This is a genomic window from Alishewanella longhuensis (assembly GCF_014653435.1).
Lineage (GTDB): Bacteria > Pseudomonadota > Gammaproteobacteria > Enterobacterales > Alteromonadaceae > Alishewanella > Alishewanella longhuensis.
Map to the genome: position 1 here is coordinate 93,757 of NZ_BNAO01000002.1, position 19,463 is coordinate 113,219.

Consider the following 19,463-nt stretch of genomic DNA (forward strand, 5'->3'; position numbering starts at 1 on the left):
ACCGGCGTCAGTGCTGGCACGGTGCAAATACAGGCGACCTTAGGCACCGTCAGCGCTCAAACTAACCTGACCGTGACCAATGCTATCTTAAGCTCAATCAGTGTGACCCCCATCAGCTCGACGGTGGTCGCAGGGTTAAACCGACAGTTTACCGCCACTGGCGTCTACTCCGACGGTTCAACCTTAGACATTACCCAAAGCGTGGTCTGGGCTTCAGCCAATACCCAGGTAGCCACCCTCAACGTGAATGGCAATACGAGCAGTGGTTTAGCGACAGGCCAGGCCGCTGGTGAGGTACAGATCAGCGCCACGCTACAGGGACAATCGGATGCCGTTACCTTAACCGTAACCACCGCCAGCCTGACCGATATCAGTGTTACGCCGCTCAACCCCACTGTCGTGGCAGGCTTAACCCAGCAGTTTAATGCCATCGGCAGCTATACTGATGGCAGCAATGCGGATCTGACAACGATAGCTAACTGGACTTCCGATTCTGTCAGCGTGGCCAGTATGAATGCCAGTCAGCAAGCTAATAGCGGTCAGGCAACTGCGTTAACAGCAGGTATGTCGCTAATCAAAGCCAGTTTGGCAGGTGTTGAAGGCAGTACTAACCTCACAGTAACCGAAGCGAGCTTAATGGCTATTGAAGTTAGCCCAGCCAATGCCTCAGTGCGTGTTGATGAAAGCCAGGCTTTTATCGCAACCGGTATTTACAGTGATGGCAGCTCACAGACGATTAGTAGCTCTGTGGTTTGGACTTCCAGTAATACCAATGTCGCCGTACTAAATAGCAATAATGAAGCCAATAGTGGCCAGGCTACGGCGCTTGCAATAGGCTCTGCGAATATCACCGCAACCCTTGGAACAGTGCAAGATAGTGCCCTACTAACCGTTAATGCTGCTTTACCCAATAACCCACAAGCCCCCGCAATGGGCGAGCTAAAACGTTTTCTGATGATAGCCAGCCAGGCTATTACCACAACCACTGGCTCGGCGTTGAGCAACGGTGATATGGCCATTCTGGATTTGGCTCGCACCGCTTATGCAGGTTTCACCCCTGGCCCTGTCGCTAGCCAGTTTACCGAGCTTAGCAATGGCGTGTCTTTCGCACCAGATGATACAACACCACCTTATGTGGTGCCGGCACCTTATGCCTCTATGGTGGCCTTTATTAACCAGATACGCACCGATCTGGGCGTAGCAGCTACCTTTTTAGCGGCAGATCCTAACCCGGCCGCAGCTACGCAGGCACTTCCTGTGGAGCTGGGTAACTTAGTACTAACCCGCGGTGTTTATCGCAATGCAGGTAATGTCATTATTCAGCAAGGCAATCTAACGCTGGACGCGCAAGGCGATCCTGATTCGGTATTTATTCTTGTTATTGCAGGTACCTTTACCACTGGTGCTCCTGGCGGCAACGTTGAACTAATTGGTGGAGCCAAAGCCGACAACGTTTACTGGCGTACCGGAGGCGCTACCGTGCTTGGCACTAATACCCGCTTTGCCGGTAACATCTTCGCCTGGCCCCAAATTAATCTGGGTACTGGCGCAGAGGTAACAGGCCGTTTGTTCTCAGTGACTGAGCAGGTCACGCTGGATGCCAACATGGTTACCAAGCCGTTATAACGGCTGGCAACATGCAAAAGGATTACAAAATGAAGAATTTAACAATGTCAAAAAGCAACAACACGTTACTGGTTATCAGTAGCTGCTTGCCCATGTTGCTGGCCTTCAACAGCCTGGCGAATACCGGTACGGATCACATCGAACAAGGTTGGTTTATCGGTGCTAATCTTGGTCAGTCTACAGCGAATATTGATAGCGACAGTATCTGGCGCAATTTAGAGAATAGCGGTTTTGCTGTGAATGAGATAAATGAAGACACCCGCCACCTCGGCTACAAACTCTATACCGGTTATACGTTTTCCCGGTATTTCGCGCTAGAAGGTGGCTACTTTGATTTGGGTAATATGGGTTTTAACGCCACAACCTCACCGGTATCAGATTATACCGGCAACACCGGGTTAAAAGGCTGGAATCTGGATTTAGTTGGTAGGTTACCGCTTTCTGCAAACTGGTCAGTGCTAGCCAGAGTGGGTGTTACCCAAAATAAAAGTAAAACCCGCTTTAGCAGCAATGGTTTAATCAATACCACGGCAAATAATCAGCAAAGCAGCTACACCAAACATAAGTATGGTCTGGGCGTACAGTATGCTATTTCTGATGCTTTTGTCCTAAGATTAGAAGCGGAGCGCTATCGCATGGATGATTTAATCGGTAACATCGGCGATATGGATCTTTACTCCTTAGGACTAGTGTATCGTTTTGGTGGGTCAAAGACGCACTATGTACCCACAGCCGCCCCCGATCCGGCCCCCACTACCAGACAGCCAGCACCGGCAATACCACCTGCCCTTGTAACAACAGAGCCTGCAGTGTTGGTGTTGGAAGATGTACATTTTAATTTTGATACCGCGGAATTAAATGCCAACACTAAAGTTATTTTACGCCGACATGTCGCCACGCTTAAAGCAAACCCACAAGCACGGATACGTATTGCCGGTTACACCTCCGCCAGTGGCTCTGAGGCTTATAATCAGGCATTAAGTGAACGGCGGGCGGAATCAATTAAAACCTTTTTGGTAAGCGAAGGCATAAATGCCAACCGCTTTAAAACCATAGGGTTTGGAGAACGTAATCCGGCTCAATACGAAGCAAAACCTTCAGTATTACGCTCAGATGCTGCCAAAGCCAATATGCGCGGTTTGTTTGAGATTATCGTTGAATAATTATTAACGTTAAAAGCTGCTACTAACCTTCGGGAGTTTACCCCGAAGGTTACTTATCAGCTGTTTAGATGCACACAATTACGCCCTTTATTTTTAGCAACGTACAGTGCTTTATCGGCTTCGAGGATCAGCGCGTTACTATCTTTGCCGTAACGATGATAAGCAACGCCGACACTGACGGTAACCACCGCAAAAGACGAATCTGGATGTGGTATCGCCAGAGCCTGAATGCTACTGCGCAGGCGCTCAGCCAGCCCGGCACAGCTATCATTGTTGCCAACAGCGTTGCATAACACGGCAATTTCTTCACCGCCGTAGCGATAGATGCCGGCATCCGTAACACCCTGCAGCGTAGCGACAATTTGCTTAAGTACATGATCACCCGCCAGGTGACCTTGGTTGTCGTTGTATAATTTAAAGAAATCGACATCAAGCAGAATCAGCTCCAGTTTCGCAGCCCCTTTGTTGGCTTGTGCAATAGCGTTTTGCAGATCCCGGTCGAACGCCCGCCGATTCATGGCACCGGTAAGGCCATCGACATGCGCCAACCGTTCCAATGCCACGTTTGCTTTGGCGAGTTCAGCCGTGCGTTTTTCAATCTGCTCAATCAGATCTTGCTGGTGATCTTCAATACGCTTTGCCATATCGTGCATGGTGCGATTAAGCAACCCGATTTCACTGCGCGCATGACTATCGGCTATGGTGGCGCGCGAAGCCTCTTGAAATTTACCTTCAGCAATCATATCGGCCACATTCACCAAGCGGCGTAACGGCAAAGCCACCTGCCGACGAATAAACCAAAATACAATCCCCATAATAAACAGCAGCAAGATTAAGCTCTGTAAAGCCTGTGCTATGGCACTGGTAATTGCGGCCCAGCGGATCTGCGCTGCTGGATAACGGGTAACGTAATACCAATCCGGCCCAGGCATAAGGGTAATGATATAAATATATTCATCGTCCTCAGGCATAATCATTACTGGGTTTTTGAGGCTAGGTGGCGTATTTTCTATAAGGCTAAATAATTCGGCATACCACGGGTTTAGCAAGCGATCGACATGCAACACACCGGAAAATTGCGTTTCTTCTGGTAATTGATTGGGGCTGGCAATCAACTGGCCGTGCGGGTTAAAAATAAAATGTGAGCTCAGGTTTTTAAAGGGCGTAATCAAGCGCTCAATAATTTGGCTTAAATACAAATCGTGACTAGGTGTTATCAGGTGTTGGCCATTAAAATCCACAGGATGCTGATAGGTCACCGCCCAGTATTTGGCAGAAAGATCATAGTAAAGGCCTGTCCAGGCGGCGACACGCGCTGGGTTATTGGCCTGCAGCGTTGCCGCAACAACGGCCCCACGCCGAATATCCAGCTTACTGTCGGCCAGCAGCCCCCAGGGTTTAGCAGGAGCATAATGCAGCAGTATATTTTCCGGCATGCTGATGTGGGTATTGGCAAAATCGTTTTGCCAAGCAGGAGCAAACGCAGCCAGCGTTTCACTGGCCAGCACCACGCGTGCTTTTAGCTCATCGTTATACGGCAGCTCATAGTGGCCAAGAAAGCCGGTTAGCCCCTTATAATAACGCTGAGCTATATAGCGCCCTTCAGCGAAGGAAGGGTGCATGCGAAGAATGCCATCAGAGGGCACAAACCACTGATCAAACTGGGCAATAATCTTGGGATCATCGCGAAAACGCTGATAGTCACGCAAAAAGGCCTCTGCTAGTAGCTGAGTATTGTTTTGCGCTTGTAAAAAAGGCGCCTGCTCACGCTCTACCCGAGCCTGACTTTGCTGTTTAAGATCGGCAATCCGGCTTTGATAATCCGTAGAATAGGCATGATAAAAACCAAAACCGGTGATAGCCAAAACAGCAACCGTAGAAAAAACTAAAATAGTGATTAGTAAACGTGTCGTTAAGCGACGTGCAAAGCGGCGGCGTTCGGCCATAGGGCGGTTTTAAACTTGCTTTTAATAGTTGACTTTAGATTACGACCCTTTGCTTAGGAGTTCAATGGCTAATCACTAATTTCTTAGCTAGTCGCTGCTAGGGTAACACAACCCCAGGAGCGTAAAGGTCGACGCGACTTAAATGCAACGCAGCAGATAATAGTACCAACTTGGCTAAATGCCGGTAAAAGTTTAGTTTGGATAAAAGCATTACTTCGTTAAAAAACAGTCTGCCATGTGATTGTTTTTAAATTTTTTTAACATTAGTATGTTTAACCGTGCATTGTTAATTTTTTATGGAAAGGATGCTATGCGCCATGCTCTGCAATCTTTGTTGTTTTGCTTATCCTTAACTTTTTTTCCTGTTAAAGCCAATATCATCCTTTTACAAGAGCTCACACCACCCTTTTCTGAACAAGTGGTGTTAACGCTAACCAAAGATTCTTTTGTGATAAAGTCTACCGGTCAAAAAGACACGGAAATATGGCGCCTTAACGCCAATACTCAAACTCCGCAAAGCTGGCTGCAATTTAGTGCTGTTTTTGGCACAGAAGCAATTAATCCGGTCTTTTTTTCCGCCAATGCGAGCAATTGGTGGATAGCCGGGATTTCCGAAGAAATTGGCGAAGAAAGCCCCCGCTTTGTCCATGTTGCTCACTACAAAGCGGACGGAAGTGCCAACTATGTAAAAATACCGGCCCATACTGAATTAGGTTTTAATTACAACAGCGTTAATCGATGGCTGTATCTTACTGAGCTAGACACCCTAGCAGGCGTTTTACCCACCAGAACAGGCACAAACCAATTATTGATGCTGTGTCAAAACGCCAGCCTCTTACAAAACGATAACTGTACCTTTCATTTAATTTCTGCGGGTGAATTATTTACGGCAGGTAAGTATTTGCTATTAAATGAACAACATTCGCTTAAAGTATATCGCCCGGATACCGCCTTAACATTGTTAGCTAATTATCCGAATGTATCCACTACAGGGACTTGGCCGGGAGCAACCCGCGTGCAGATGACTGAGTCTATTGTAGGCAACGGTACTATCACCGAACAAAAATATGAGTTAGACCTTGAACAGGATGTCTGGCCAAAAGCCTTGCAGTTAAGCCGCTTTAACAGCAACTTTAACTCACAAAGCTGTATTTTTTATCAGCGTGATAAAGCGCTCTGTAAAGCACTCACCCAACTGGTTGTTTACAGTTGGCAGCCAGAACAACATGTTAGTTTGAAGTTTGAATACTATGGCCCCTGGGAAGCTGTGCCACCAGGCGAGCTGTTAACGATGCTGGAAGGTAACAAATTCGTTATGGCGACGGATAGCAGTATTAGAATTTATGAAATGGCATTACCAACGCATACCATAAAAGAAATTCCAGAAGCGATATCACTGTTCGTGAGTGACGATTATCGACTAAACCAGGCGGACATTTTTGAGGGCATTGAAACATCCGATATTGAATTCGCTGTGCTGTGGGAGAGCGATTCTTCAACAGTGAGCACCAATATTTTAATACCGTTAAGCGCTACTATTTTTAAAATTGATACCTCAAAAGAACTTGCCAGACAAAACCCCAAAGGCTTATTGCAATTCTCTGCTACCGAGGGGTTATGGACAGCGTATTACAATATACCTTTGTCAATCACCAACATTAATGCTGCACCTATTGCGCTTGCCCCAGCTATTCAGCTCCCTTTAATAGAAATGGGGCAAACCTATCAGTTAACCCTTTTCGAGCTATTTAACGATCCAGATTTAGATCCGCTAGTTTTTACGCAATCTACTTTACCAGCTGGTTTTACCCGCTTTGATAATCTTATTCTGATTACGCCAACTCAGTCAGGCCGCTACAGTTTTTCGGTATCCGCCACGGATCCTGCAGGTTTATCGGCTACAGTGCAGCTCTCTGGTGAAGTAAAAACCGCAGCAAAAACAGAAGAGAAAAAATCTGGCGGCAGCCTAAGCTTTTCCTTTATTGCCATGCTCGCACTGCTATTAACTATTCGTCAGTCATCCTTTACTCAGTTAAGGCGCATTTAATATGAAACTTTATTTTCAATTATTGCTACTGTGCCTGCTGTTAGGGGGCTGTTCAGGCTCCGACAGTGACAGCAATAGCGGCAGTAAAGGCAAAACACTACACGTTACCTTAAATACTAACCAAGTAAACATTAAAGGCGATATGTATCGCATCGGATCTTTGCGTCAGGCTATCGGCACCACTAACCATGTTTTTGGTGTTGACCCAGCTCTCTCTTTTAGCATCAACATTAATCATACTATTTTGGATAGTGTTGAAATTAGTGCAGACAATGGTGTTGTTTATGCCAGCGTGTATAACAAACATGGCTATCCATTCGTTAATTTAAACGAGCCAACTACTATTACCTTAAGTGGCACTATTACTGCATGCGTACAAAATTGCGCAGTGGTATTACAAGGTACACCAGCGCCATTTACCATTAATATTATCTTTGAACCAGCGGAGGTTGCGGAGTTACCGGAACTGTTGACTTATACCTCTGCTCAAGCAGACAACCCGAATTGGCTAGAAATCTCTGAGATAATCCGTATTAACAATAGTACGCAAGATGCTCTTTTTAATGAGGTTACGTATTTTGATCCTGAGTTGTTACAGTCAGCTACATTGAGACGCGTAGCAGACAGCACTACCGATTATCGCTTAACCTTGCGTTTTAACCATCAGGACAACCTGGCAAACCGCCGCCATACCGGTCAGTTGGCCCTGCGTTTTTGTTACGACAGCGCCTGCCGCTATCCGGTAAAAAATGGACAGCCTCAACTAACGATACACTATGATCAACTCGGCGAACCTTATCAGACCTATCCAGAAATCACTTTAGCTGCACAGCTGCTCCCAGCAGACTTCTATATAAATGGCGATATACATTATTTACCCGAGACACAAACATTATTTGGCGTAATGCAAGGCTCTGCAGAGCATGAGCAAAAAGCCTATAGTATTAAAACTGCAAGCCAGAGCCAATTTCAAATAGAGGGAGATACGTATAACGCGGTATTAGGTGAAGGCTATTATGTTGCCTATTCAGCCAACTTTACTGAACAAGGCTATGTCTATCGACATCATCTTTATCGCTGGGAGCAGGATAAACTTAGCCAAAAAAGCAGCTTCGATTATATGCACCGCCCCTGGAACCCGATGGCGGTGTTTGCAGGTGCGCTTTACACCCATAGTAACGACGACACCACACCCTATCGCTATAACATAGCAACAGCAACCTTTGACTATGGTGGCTTTTATTTAAGCCATCAGCATCTTTTTGATAACGAAACCGCGCAACTTTATAATTTCCTATTGGGCGAACAAACTGTTATTAATCAATGGTCCTTACAAGATGAACACCCCAAAGAAATCATCTCAACCTTACTAACCAATAGTCGGCAAGATTGTTGGATTAACGTGCATGTCGTTAATCGAAAACTCCTGAACCGCTGCGGCGAAAGCTATAATTTGCCTATTGCGCAAACAGAAATAACGACTCCAGATCAAAAGCTTGTCGTGCCAGATTCACATGCAATCCATGCTATGACCAAAAACCATCAGAACCAATTGGTAGTGGTGCTTACGCCAAAAGAAAGTCCAAGATGTAACCCTATTAAATCCTACTGTAGCTGGATAATCACACGTTACAATGCGGACACTTTGCAATTGATTGATAGTTATGGCTGGAGCGACCAACCTCAAATCTTCGCTGCTATGACCAAGATCTTTTTTCAGCCAGGCAGCGATGCACTCTTGCTCGTCCGTTTTGAAGAGCAAGGGGTAAAGCTCTATCAACTGGAATGGCCCTAAGTAGCAAACCAAGAAATGCCAGGTTAAGTGAAATGCCACTACGACTTTGATCACTTAACCCTCTTTTATTACTGCTATCCCTAGCAACCTCATCCAGATCATGGTCATCTTTCTTGAAGCAAGAATTTTCATAGTACCGGCTTGCGGGCCTTGTCCAGGTTTAAGTTGCGCTCAGCCGGTATATCACTTAAATACTCAACAAACTCCACTTCAAACCCGGCTGGGTCAACAAAGTAGACGTTTTTACGATAGGGGTCGTCGGCACCGGGCTTAGCAATGGCGAAACCGGCGCTATTCAGCCTGGCGATAACGGCATCCAAGTTGTTAGTCACATAGGCAAAATGGGCCAGACCAACGCTATGCCCCGCCAACTCGCGGTTTTGGCCTTCGCCATGGTCGCTTAGCGCTAAGTAATGATAATCGTCACCAAAGTGCAGCCATTTACGCGGCTTGCCATACCATTCGCCCAAGCCCTCGTCGCGGATATGCCAGTGCGGAAAGGCCGCGCGGTAAAAGTGCAGCATGGCGTCGATATCCGCTACCACCAGATTAACGTGTTCTAAATACATAAGTTGTCTCCTTGCATTAAGTTGTCCGACAGGTTAAAACCTTAACCTAAGTTGAGGTAAAGTACTTTTTTCGGCTTTCAGAAAAAAATACCGGAGCAGATATGACCGAGAGCAGCAAGACGACAGAAGCCACCTGGAGTGTCGGGCGCGTAGCAAAGCGCTGTGGCGTGAAGGTAAGTACATTGCATTTCTACGAGCAAAAAGGCCTGATTAAAAGCTGGCGCAACGACGGTAACCAGCGCCGTTACAAGCCAGAGGTGCTGCGGCGGATTTCGGTCATCAAAGCCGCGCAAAAAGTCGGCATTAGTCTGGAAGAGGTAAAGCAGGCGTTTTTGTCGCTGCCCGATAGCCGCACGCCTACTATGGAGGACTGGCAGCTACTGTCAAGCAACTGGCAACAACTGCTGGATGCGCGCATTGCTTATTTACAAAAACTGCGCGATTACATGACAGGTTGTATTGGCTGCGGCTGCCTGAGCATGACAAAATGCCCGCTCTATAACCCGGAAGATAAACTGGGGGCGCAAGGCACAGGGCCAGTGATTTTGGAGCAGATAGACTAAAGCCCTCCTGCAACCAGCTGCTTTATCTTCAGCGCTTTTTCAAAATGATCCAGCTGGTGGGTTTGGATCCACCAGGTTGCCGCTTCCATTAATAGCGCTGGGTCGTCATTTTTATTGGCAAAAAAAGCGTAAAACGACACGCCCACTGTGTCGCCTTTAGCAAGGATCTTCTTGTCACAAACAGCAATAATTTTTTGTCTTAACGCAGCACGCATCGGGTGGTAATTCCTGAAATACAAGTTAGGTTCACCGGAGTATATGCGATCCTTGCTCAGTATTACTATGCAGACTATTTTTCGATACTTTAGGAGCTAGTCAAGCAGGTTTTCATGCCAAAAAGCCCCCTTACTCAACGAGAGAAAAAAGCCTACATAGCACACACAGCCAAATAGCTATTTCAGTACACCGCTGCTATAATTTATCGTGTTCTAAATTAAGAAGGAGACTTTGATGATTGCAGTAATTACCCACCCGGCGAAGGCTGCGGCGTAAGTTAAACGTTTAGCTTTTTAATTTAACCAGCCTTAGCCCGGTGTTTGCTGACCGGGATCTCTGAAAACCCTCTAGGGTTACCTTAACTTTTCCAGAGTTCCTCACCATTTTTACTGTGTGTGCAGTGCATAATTGCGCGCAGAAGGAAATGCAATGAACTTAGCCTTAACTTTACCACAACTGGGCTGGCAAGCCTTTTTTCAACAACAACTTACTTTGTCGGAATTTGAACAGGCGCTTATCGCCCGCGTCACAGCGCATCATCGTAGTGGTTATCAGTTGATGACGCAGCAGGGGCCATGCCATTTAACCGCCAGCGCAACCTTACCCGATATCACTATTGGTGATTGGCTGCTCTTGGATCAAGCCGGCGGCTTTATCCGCTTATTAACACGCAAGTCGCTATTTAAACGTAAAGCCGCCGGTAGTCAGGTTGGCGAACAGCTGATTGCCGCCAATGTTGATACGCTGCTTATCGTTTGCTCGTTAAATCACGACTTTAACTTAAGTCGCATCGAGCGTTATCTGGCTCTGGCGCATGAAGCCGGTGCCGAGCCATTATTGGTGCTGACCAAGGCAGATCTTTGCGCTGATGTTGATGCCTATCTCCAGCAGGTTACTAAGCTTGACCCTATGCTGCTGGTCGAGGTTGTGAATGCCCTCGACAGCAGTTGTAGTAGCAAATTACAGCACTGGTGCCGGGTTGGTAATACGCTGGCGGTAGTAGGTTCGTCTGGGGTGGGTAAATCAACTCTGGTCAATACCCTGACCGGTAATACGGCACAAAAAACAGCGGCTATCCGCGGTGATGATAGCAAAGGCCGGCATACCACCACCGCCCGTTCGATGCACTTTACTGCCACCGGCGCGGTGCTAATTGATACGCCCGGTATGCGTGAACTGCAACTGACAAACTGCGATGCAGGTATTCGCCGTACCTTTGCCGACATTGACGCCCTGGCCAGAGCGTGCCGCTTTAACAACTGCCAGCATACCGCAGAACCGGGATGTGCAGTGCAACAAGCGATTGTGCAAGGGGAATTAGATGCAAGGCGCTTAACCAACTACCAAAAACTGCATGCTGAACAAGCACGCAACGCGGCATCTTTGCAGCAGCGGCGTGAAAAAGAGCGGCAATTTAGTAAGTTAGTTAAATCGGTAACGTCACTTAAAGCGAAAAAGTACGCTGAGTAGCGGTTTAGTCACCTAACAGCAACGCCGGTTTGTTTGTCGAACCGGTGTTGCTGCCTATTCAGCGTTTAGCACCTCACGTCAAAACAATATAAAGCAGGACCTCACAGAAGACGCTATTCGCGCTTGGTGATATGACGCTAGCTATTACATTTCACGTCGTTTTCACGGCCTTAGGTTTAATGTCACTGCCTCTGTGGTTTTATAAAAAGGCATAAAGATGAAGAAAAATACGCTGGGGCCATTTTTAAGTGTTGGTATGGTGCTAAATATTGGTATCGCCCTACCCTTGCAACTTTGGTCACCGCCCGCTTTAGCCGTGCAGCAAGAAAGCCCGGCAACCGCGATATATTGGCAAACACTCACCCGAGAGGCGATTGCCAAATTTGAGCAAACGGCGTTGCAGGAATGGGCGTTTTGTCTTGCCAGTGCCGAAAACGAAGAAGGTCAGGTCAGCAGTAGCACGGAGTGCTTTGATCCCACCGTGCCACCCGCACAGCAATGGCAGCTGCGGCTTAGCAACGGCCAAACGCCCACTGCACAGCAACAGCGTCGCTACCTGACCAATAAACAAAAACACAGCGCACAAGGTAAAGCCTTTAATCTGACGTTAAAACTCAGCCGCGTGATCCAGCTCGACAGTGTGCAATTTGTCAGTGAAGATGCCACAAACTGGTATGGCAGCTTTGCGGTTTATATTGATAAGCTGGGTGCTGCCGCCAGTAACCAATTGCAAGGGCAGCTGCGCTTTAACAAAGCCGGTCATTTTATCGACCGTATTGAAATCAGCAACACTGGACCTTTTTCTGTGATGTTGGGCAGCAAAATTCAGCGCTTCCAACTTAAATTGGACTTTATACCCAAGTGACTTCAAGATACGGATTTCAGCTGGAGATAAAAGCGCTTTAGGCAAGGCCGCTGTTGGACGCTTTGGTGGTTCCAAAGCGAGAACAGCTAACGCAGCATAAAGCGCTTTTAGCCCAGCCCTGCGGGAGCCTCTGGGCGCTTCCACTGCGGCGTTACCCTGGCTAGCAAGGTGGTCGACATTGCGTCGCCAGTGTGCCTTGCATTGAAAGCGCCCAAAGGCTCTGAAACTCGCATCTTGAAGTCACTTGGGTATATACAACGTGAACATGCGATCCTGCAACGGCAGCAGGAAATGCTCCTGCAAGGCAGCTTTGCCTTTGTCAGCCAAATAGATGAAGTCTCCAGCGACGTCTTTTCTGACTTTCGTTATATCGGCCCGGCAACTCAAGCTGGCGCCGTGTCAGGGCAGGAATAGCACGTTAATCTGAGTGCCTTGCTCGCTATGCACGGTCAATTGCCAACCTTGATGTTCACACAGCCGCTTGACAAGCGACAGCCCAAAACCAAAGCCGGTGCTCTGCCGGCCTTTCACCCCGGGGGTCGCGAGCGCAGTTAATACTGCAGGTTCAATGCCTGGCCCGGTATCAGAAATTTGCAAGGTGCCGTTGCTAAAAGCAATCTTTACTTCGCCTGCTTGCGTGTAGTGAAACGCATTACTCAAGAGATTATCCAGCAACACTTTGAGGAGATCCGGATTAGCACGGACCTGCACCCGACAGCTATCACAGAGTGTCACCTCAACAGTTTTGCCCTGTAACAGCAGCCGGTTGTCTAAAATAGCCTGCTCCAACACCGGCATTAAGGCGGTGCCTGGCTGGTTCTGGTGGCTGTCAGCATTTGGGCTATGCTCTTCCCTCGCCAGAATTAACAAGGTTTGCACGGTTTTTTCCATTTGCTCAGCCGCTTCCACTATTCGCGCCATAACGTCTGCTGTAGCGGGATCGTCGTTACGTGTTTGACTCGCTTGATCTTGTTGACTGCGCCACAGCTCTACCGTGTTTTTAATCACCGCCAGCGGTGTACGCAGCTCATGGCTCACATCCCGGGTAAAGTTTTTCTCGCGTTGCAAAGCCTGTGCAATACGGTACAGTGTGTGCTCCAACGTGCGCGCCAAAATGCCGACTTCGTGGTTGGGAAATTGCTTGACAAAGTGCTCAGGCAAACGCTCAGGTGCCACGCCATCGACCAGAGCGGCCAGTTGTTTTAGCGGGCGTGTGGTGCGGCGGCTAACCAGCCAGGCAAGCAGACAGGCAATGCCGCTAACGATAAGCCCGCTAATCAGTAAAAATTGCAATACCCCGTCGCGAATGGGCCTAACCAACAATTCGTTGCTCACTTCTGCCAATAACCAGACTTGCGGCTGTGCCAGCACCGGATGCAGATGATAATGCCGCCCTTGCTGACCAAAAAACTCTTTGCGCTCTGGCTCAGCCAGTGCCCGGGAACGTAGCTCCTCTGGCAAGGTGTCGCGGGAAAAATACAATTGCATAGTGCTGCGTCTTGGTGCCGGCCAGGCAGCATTTTGCTGGTAATGCGCGCGCAAGTATTCCGCTTCTTGCTCAAGTTGCTGCTCAATAAAACTGTCTTCCAGCGTATACATCAGCGTCAATACAATCAGGCCGTACACTGCCGAGAGCAACAGCGTAAAAAGACAAAACTGCCAGACAATACGCCGGCTTAAACTGTGGGTAACGATAGATGGCTTATTAACGCTCACTGTGGCGGGATCTCCAGGGTAAAACCAACACCAAACACAGTTTTAAGCAGCGGATAGGCAAAAGGCTTATCCAACACAGTGCGCAATTGATAAATATGCGAGCGCAGCGCATCCGACTCTGTCGGCTCATCGCGCCACAACTTATGACTTAAGGTGCTGCGGCTAACTACTTGTGGATAGGCCTCCGCCAGCACCAATAAAATTTTGTAGCCCATGCTACTGAGTTCCAGTGGCATGCCATCGCGGCAAACTTGCTGGCGCTTTTTATCCAGCAACAGCGGGCCGAGTTCAATAGTGTCTTTAGATTGCAACAGATGTCGGCGCGACAGGGCTAAACAGCGCACTTCCAGCTCTTGCAAGGAAAACGGCTTGGTCAGGTAATCGTCTGTACCGTGCTGAAAACCAGAGACTTTATCGGCAATACTGTCGCGGGCAGTTAGCATTAAGATAGGAATATGCCGCTCAGCCTGTTGCCTAAGTTGCTGGCAAACCTGCAGGCCATCCAGGCCCGGCAGGTTTAAATCCAGAATGATCACATCGTAATAATGCGCTAGCGCCAAAGCCAAGCCGTGGTGGCCAGTGCTGGCAAAATCAAACTGATGGCCTTTTTGCTCCATGTAGCTGGCAATATTTTTGGCAATGCTCAGCTGATCTTCAATCAGCAATACCTGCAATCCAGCTTGTTCTGCCTTATTACTACCCATGTCTATCTGCCATCCTCTGCCTGTCAGTGATTATAGGCTTATAAGGTGTTTAAAAGATCTTGTGCGGCGGTTGCATTAGGATCTTTACGCACGATCTCTGCCAGCGTTGCTTTGGCTGAGGTTTTATCGCCCAGTTGCAGTTGTGTTTTGGCAATTGCCAGATCCAAGGACGCATGATTGATGGTACTTTGCCCTAGCTGCATCAGTGCCAACGCCTGCTGCCTTGCCAAATCAGTATTGGCCGCTTGCAGGTAGTAAAACCCATATGCCCCCGCTAATTCAAGCTGATATTGCTCAGGCGCAGCCGACATACTTGGCAGTGCTTGTGTATCTCCGGCTAAAAATGCGGCAACCTGGGCTAAGGTCAAATCATCTTTGTATGCTGGCAAAGCGACCGGTGTAACCCCTAACGCGGCCACCAGTGCCATCGTTACCGGTACCGTTGACGCCGGATTCTGTCCGGTAATAAGGCGCTGATCTGCCACAACATGGCTTAGCATCATCGGGCTGGCTTGAAAGCGACCGCCCCGCTCAATCAGTTTGTCTTCCAGCATAAACTCAAACTTAGACAGCCATTTTTTACCAAACAAACGCTCTTCCTGATTGGTAAAGCCGTTCACCGCCTTACCGGCAACTAAATAGCTACCATCGGCAAGCTGCACATTTACCAACGCCGCTGGCCCATGGCACACCGCCGCCACAACGCCATCTTGCTGATAAATAGCCGCAATCAATTGCTGCAACGCCAGATCTTTGGGTAAATCAAACATGGCTCCTTTACCGCCGATAATATAAATACCCTGATAAGATTCTGGTTTAAGATCGGCGATGGCCAAGGTATTAGCTAATTGGGCGCTAATGCCAGGATCATTTAGCACTTGCTGATTAAAAGGTGTATCAGGATCGAATTGATCGGCCTCCACTTTGCCGCCCTGCGGGCTGGCGACATCCACGGCAATACCATGGGCATTGAGCACCAAATAGGCTTTGGCAAATTCATCAAATTCATAGCCTGGTGCCTGTTGTTCCGGTTGACCGTAGCCACTTAGCACCAGTAACACCCTGGGAGCCGTTTGCGGTTGCGCCGCAACAATACCCGACCAGAGCATATTTAACAGCATAATCAATAACACTAGCGCACATTTCAAAGCATTCATTATTGGATATCCTTAAGTTATTTCTTAACCTTTACCGAGCTATCGACTCTCACAGCCGGGCTTAAAACCGAGCAGTGCCAGCATGTCTCACACCGCGTGAAATAAATGTGAAAATATCAACTACTGGCAACGCTTTATCACCGTTATTCCTGCATCAGTTGCCGCACAGAGGCCCGTAGACTGCGCTGGCTGACAGCAAAACCAAGTGCCGTTACCACGCTGAGCAAAATAAGCAACGTCGCCAACAGCCAAATAAAGTTGGGCTGATAAGGCAGAGCAAACTGCGATTGATAAATCAAAGACCCCGCTAGCCAGGTGGCGGCAATAGCACCACAGCCGGCAATAGCACCGGTGATCAGCCATTCCAGTAAATTAAGTTTTAAGCAGGTGCCTTTGGAGAGACCAAAGCTCAGGATCACGCTATTCTTTTTCCGCTCCTGCGACTCCACGGCATGCACGGAAATAACAATCACCAGCGCCGCCAGCAAGCTGATAAACACCACAAAGCCGCTGATAACGGTAGTCACCAACGCCAAGATACGATCAAAGCGCGCGGTTAACTCCTGTAGCGAAACCATCCGTAACGAGGGATGCTTTTGCCACAAAGCGCTAAGTTGGCTAAATTGCGCCGCAGTCAGTTCTAAACTCGCCATGCTATAGCGTGGTGCCTGCACATGCTGCAGTATCGCGGGTGGCACTTGCACCCAAAAAGTAATAGCGCCAACCCCGGACTGGTAAACATGGCTGGCATTAAGGATAAAATCGACCTGCTGCTGTTCAATCACAAAACCCAAGCGGTCGCCCAGCTTCAGCCCCAAATCGGTCATCACTTCTTGCTCCAGCGACAATTGCTGCCAATTCGCCGTACCCGCAGGCCACCACTCTCCTGCGCTAAGCCGGTTATTATCTGGCAATTGCGCTGTCCAATGCATGCGGATCGGCTGATTAAAGCTTGCCAGACTATCGCTGGGTTTGTGCTGCGTTTGGGCTAAGGCGACCCCGTTGATCTGTGTCAGTTTGGCGTACAGAAAGGGCTTTTGCTGGCGGATAGCAATGTTTTGCGCTGCCGCCCACGCCTCAATATCCGCCATTTGGGCTGAGGTGGCTTGAGACACCAACAAGTTGCCATCATGTTGGCGTTGATATAACGTCATGCTATTACCCAGATCCTTTAGCAGCATCAGGGTAAACAGCAGTAAAAATGCCGCCAACCCTGTGCCTAAAATCTGCGTGCTTTTGCTCATCAACCGCTGCTTCATCATATAAAGCACAAAAGGCAGTAAGCCGGAGAACGACTGGCTAAGCTTTTCGCCAGCGGTTAACAGTAACCAACTAAGCAATAGTAGTAAGCCAATACAACTTAGCAGTGCCAATAACACCATGCCGGTTAACAACAGATTATCGCTGTAATAGGCGGCGATAGCACTTAGTGCCCCGAACGCACTTAACAGGAAAAGCCCCTGATGCATGGGTTGCGGGCTTGGTTGGATTAACTGCCGGACACAAGCCTGTTGCAGGCTAAACCAGAGCGGTAATTGAAACAGCATAAAAACCAGCATGCAGGCAGCGACAGTCTGCAATGCCAAACTGGGGTTAAACCGCCAGTGCAGATCAGTGAAGGTATGCGCCAACCAATCGACGAGCAACCAATGACAAGCCATGGCGAATATCAATGCCAATGGCAACATACCCAACACGCCAAACAGCCATTTGCCTATCGCAATCTGCAAACTCGTTGGTCGGCTAGCGCCCAAACTAAGACAAACCGCCGTAAAAAAGTGCTCCCGCTGCCTTTGCAAACGACTTAATTGTTGCAGTGCAATGGCAGCCATAAAAAACAACACGATAGACGCCAGCCCCAACACATTCTCTGTACGCTGCCAAAACAGCGCCAGCGGATGTGCGCCTTGTTTATGGTATAGCTCTGCCGCTGGCAGGAACTGCTGTTGCCAGTCACGGATTTGGGCTATTTGCGCTTTGCTGGCCGCGACCAGATAACGATGCTGGATCCGATCGCCGGGGCGTTGTAACTGCGCCAAATGCTGACGATGCACCAAGGCTCGCATCTGCACACTATGGCCTTGCATCAAACGATCCGGTTCATGCTGTAAAATGCGCGATACCATAAGCTCAGAGGTACCAAGTGATAAAATGTCGCCTATTTGCAGTGCCAAACTGCTGAATAAGCGGGCATCTAACCAGATCTCACCAGGCATAGGCCCACGGCTACTGCTGGTATCGCTGCCACTGGGGTCCAGTGAGCTGCGCAGTTCACCTTGCAGCGGATAATCCGCTGCCACGGCTTTTAACAGCCCCGTTTGCCATTGCTGCTGGTGGGTAAAGGTTAATTCCAGACTTTGGGTTAACACGATTTGGCTCGACATACCCGCGAGTGCAGTTTGCTGAGTATCAGATAACGGCATAGCTTGGCTAAGCACCACATCGGCCCCTAATAACTGGTCCAGGTTCTGCGCTAAATAAGCCTGAATACTGGCACTGGTTTGGCTGAGTGTCAGGATAAAAACCAGCAAGATGCCTTGTACCCAGGTTAATAACCGTTGTTGTAGCGACGCCTGTCGATAAAAATGCCAGGCCAATTGCCAACGCTGTTTAAGCACGGTATACCTCCTGTAGCTTGCTCTGGCGCAGCTGACAATGGCCTTGCGCGAGGTTAAATATTTGCTCGGCCCGCGCGGCAAGTAGTTCACTATGCGTCACAATTACCAAGCCGGCACCTTGCTCCTCACAACAGGCAAACAAGAGATCCGCGATATCCTGCGCATTCTGGCTATCCAGATTACCGGTCGGCTCATCGGCAAAAATAAATTTCGGCGAAAACACCAGGGCCCGGGCAATCGCAGTGCGCTGCTGTTCTCCCCCACTAAGCTGCGCCGGTTTATGCTGTAAGCGATGACCCAAGCCGACTTTATCCAACCAGCTTTTTGCCAGCTGCTCAGCATGTTTAACGCCCCGCAGCTTCAGCGGCAGCGCCACGTTATGCAGGGCGGTTAATTCAGGCAATAAATGAAACTGTTGAAAGATATAGCCAATTTCTTTTGCAAGCCCGGCCAATGGCCGACGGCTGTCATTCTCCAGCCAATAGCCTTGCCCGGTGCTGGGCTGCGCTAAACCAGACAGCAGCATCAATAAGCTGGATTTACCCGATCCCGATGGGCCGGTAATAGCATAGGAATGGCCCTGAGCTATGGTGAGTGTTAAATCCTGAAATAACTGCACTTGCTGGGCGTTCTGGCTAAACGTTTGACTGACACCACAAAGCTCAATCCGGCTTTTTAGATGATATGCCATGGTGCTACCTCTTCGTTGCTAATGTCAGCGAAGCCTAGCCATATGGGCGTGAAAAGGGCGTGAAAGGGATGTGAAAGCCGATGCGGGATAGAAAAAAATAAAACATTTAAAAACAAAGTTTTAAATAAACCACCGTTTTACAGGAAAAAATTTCAGCGCAATTTATGTTATCGCTCTTTTCTTGCACAAATTTTAATGTCATAATTACTGACATTAAAACATTAAATCTCTCGCTGCTGTTTTAATCGCTGTATACAGACACAACCCGCCAAGTTCGGTGCACGCGTTCTGACAAACGCAGGCTAATGACGTGGCAA

General features: G+C 48.5%; 16 protein-coding genes. 8 read left to right on the forward strand and 8 right to left on the reverse strand.

Annotated elements, in window-relative coordinates; translation table 11 throughout:
- Together IE163_RS17735 and IE163_RS04395 are read left to right on the forward strand one after the other, a co-directional pair.
- Positions 1-1,626 (forward strand): ice-binding family protein (locus IE163_RS17735; RefSeq protein WP_229833427.1); only part of this gene is annotated, 1,626 nt, incomplete at its 5' end.
- A 29-nt stretch (positions 1,627-1,655) separates the two neighbouring features.
- Positions 1,656-2,789, forward strand: a complete 1,134-nt coding sequence (locus IE163_RS04395; RefSeq protein ID WP_189430636.1) for an OmpA family protein — start codon at positions 1,656-1,658, stop codon at positions 2,787-2,789.
- Between the two features lie 56 nt (positions 2,790-2,845).
- On the opposite strand, the gene IE163_RS04400 is transcribed toward IE163_RS04395, so the two are convergent.
- Entirely contained in the window at positions 2,846-4,735 is a 1,890-nt protein-coding gene (locus IE163_RS04400; protein ID WP_189430637.1) for a diguanylate cyclase, read from the reverse strand.
- 310 nt (positions 4,736-5,045) lie between these two features.
- Between IE163_RS04400 and IE163_RS04405 the strand changes: the two genes are divergently transcribed.
- Positions 5,046-6,782: an Ig-like domain-containing protein gene (locus tag IE163_RS04405; protein ID WP_189430639.1), complete on the forward strand. Its 1,737-nt coding sequence runs from the start codon at positions 5,046-5,048 to the stop codon at positions 6,780-6,782.
- A gap of 1 nt (position 6,783) precedes the next feature.
- Entirely contained in the window at positions 6,784-8,577 is a 1,794-nt protein-coding gene (locus IE163_RS04410; protein ID WP_189430641.1) for a hypothetical protein, read from the forward strand.
- 128 nt (positions 8,578-8,705) lie between these two features.
- Here IE163_RS04410 and IE163_RS04415 read toward each other — a convergent pair whose 3' ends face one another.
- Positions 8,706-9,146, reverse strand: a complete 441-nt coding sequence (locus IE163_RS04415) for a VOC family protein (RefSeq protein ID WP_189430643.1) — start codon at positions 9,144-9,146, stop codon at positions 8,706-8,708.
- A gap of 101 nt (positions 9,147-9,247) precedes the next feature.
- Here IE163_RS04415 and soxR point away from each other — a divergent pair, with 101 nt between their 5' ends.
- Complete coding sequence (gene soxR, locus IE163_RS04420; protein ID WP_189430645.1) at positions 9,248-9,709, forward strand: redox-sensitive transcriptional activator SoxR; 462 nt, start codon at positions 9,248-9,250, stop codon at positions 9,707-9,709.
- Here soxR and IE163_RS04425 read toward each other — a convergent pair.
- A complete protein-coding gene (locus IE163_RS04425) occupies positions 9,706-9,924 on the reverse strand; it encodes a DUF6500 family protein (protein WP_189430648.1) in 219 nt (72 codons plus the stop codon). The two genes, soxR and IE163_RS04425, sit on opposite strands and share 4 nt — an antisense overlap.
- Before the next feature lie 430 nt (positions 9,925-10,354).
- Between IE163_RS04425 and rsgA the strand changes: the two genes are divergently transcribed.
- From rsgA to IE163_RS04440, 3 genes are all read left to right on the forward strand, one after another.
- Positions 10,355-11,395 carry a ribosome small subunit-dependent GTPase A gene (rsgA, locus tag IE163_RS04430; RefSeq protein ID WP_189430650.1) on the forward strand — a complete coding sequence of 347 codons (1,041 nt, stop codon included), beginning with the start codon at positions 10,355-10,357 and terminating at the stop codon, positions 11,393-11,395.
- A 217-nt stretch (positions 11,396-11,612) separates the two neighbouring features.
- The gene (locus IE163_RS04435) at positions 11,613-12,260 is read left to right on the forward strand and encodes a hypothetical protein (protein WP_189430652.1); all 648 of its coding nucleotides are present in this window, start codon (positions 11,613-11,615) and stop codon (positions 12,258-12,260) included.
- A 234-nt stretch (positions 12,261-12,494) separates the two neighbouring features.
- Positions 12,495-12,674: a hypothetical protein gene (locus IE163_RS04440; protein WP_189430655.1), complete on the forward strand. Its 180-nt coding sequence runs from the start codon at positions 12,495-12,497 to the stop codon at positions 12,672-12,674.
- On the opposite strand, the gene IE163_RS04445 is transcribed toward IE163_RS04440, so the two are convergent.
- From IE163_RS04445 to IE163_RS04465, 5 genes are all read right to left on the reverse strand, one after another.
- Positions 12,660-13,976, reverse strand: coding sequence for a sensor histidine kinase (locus IE163_RS04445; protein WP_229833428.1), 1,317 nt, complete (start codon positions 13,974-13,976; stop codon positions 12,660-12,662). The two genes, IE163_RS04440 and IE163_RS04445, sit on opposite strands and share 15 nt — an antisense overlap.
- Positions 13,973-14,680, reverse strand: coding sequence for a response regulator transcription factor (locus tag IE163_RS04450; RefSeq protein WP_189430657.1), 708 nt, complete (start codon positions 14,678-14,680; stop codon positions 13,973-13,975). Before IE163_RS04450 ends, IE163_RS04445 begins: the two co-directional genes overlap by 4 nt.
- 38 nt (positions 14,681-14,718) lie before the next feature.
- Entirely contained in the window at positions 14,719-15,837 is a 1,119-nt protein-coding gene (locus tag IE163_RS04455; RefSeq protein ID WP_189430659.1) for a type 1 glutamine amidotransferase domain-containing protein, read from the reverse strand.
- A gap of 143 nt (positions 15,838-15,980) precedes the next feature.
- Positions 15,981-18,455 carry an ABC transporter permease gene (locus tag IE163_RS04460; RefSeq protein ID WP_189430661.1) on the reverse strand — a complete coding sequence of 825 codons (2,475 nt, stop codon included), beginning with the start codon at positions 18,453-18,455 and terminating at the stop codon, positions 15,981-15,983.
- Positions 18,448-19,146 carry an ABC transporter ATP-binding protein gene (locus IE163_RS04465; RefSeq protein ID WP_189430663.1) on the reverse strand — a complete coding sequence of 233 codons (699 nt, stop codon included), beginning with the start codon at positions 19,144-19,146 and terminating at the stop codon, positions 18,448-18,450. Before IE163_RS04465 ends, IE163_RS04460 begins: the two co-directional genes overlap by 8 nt.
- Positions 19,147-19,463: the final 317 nt, after the last annotated feature.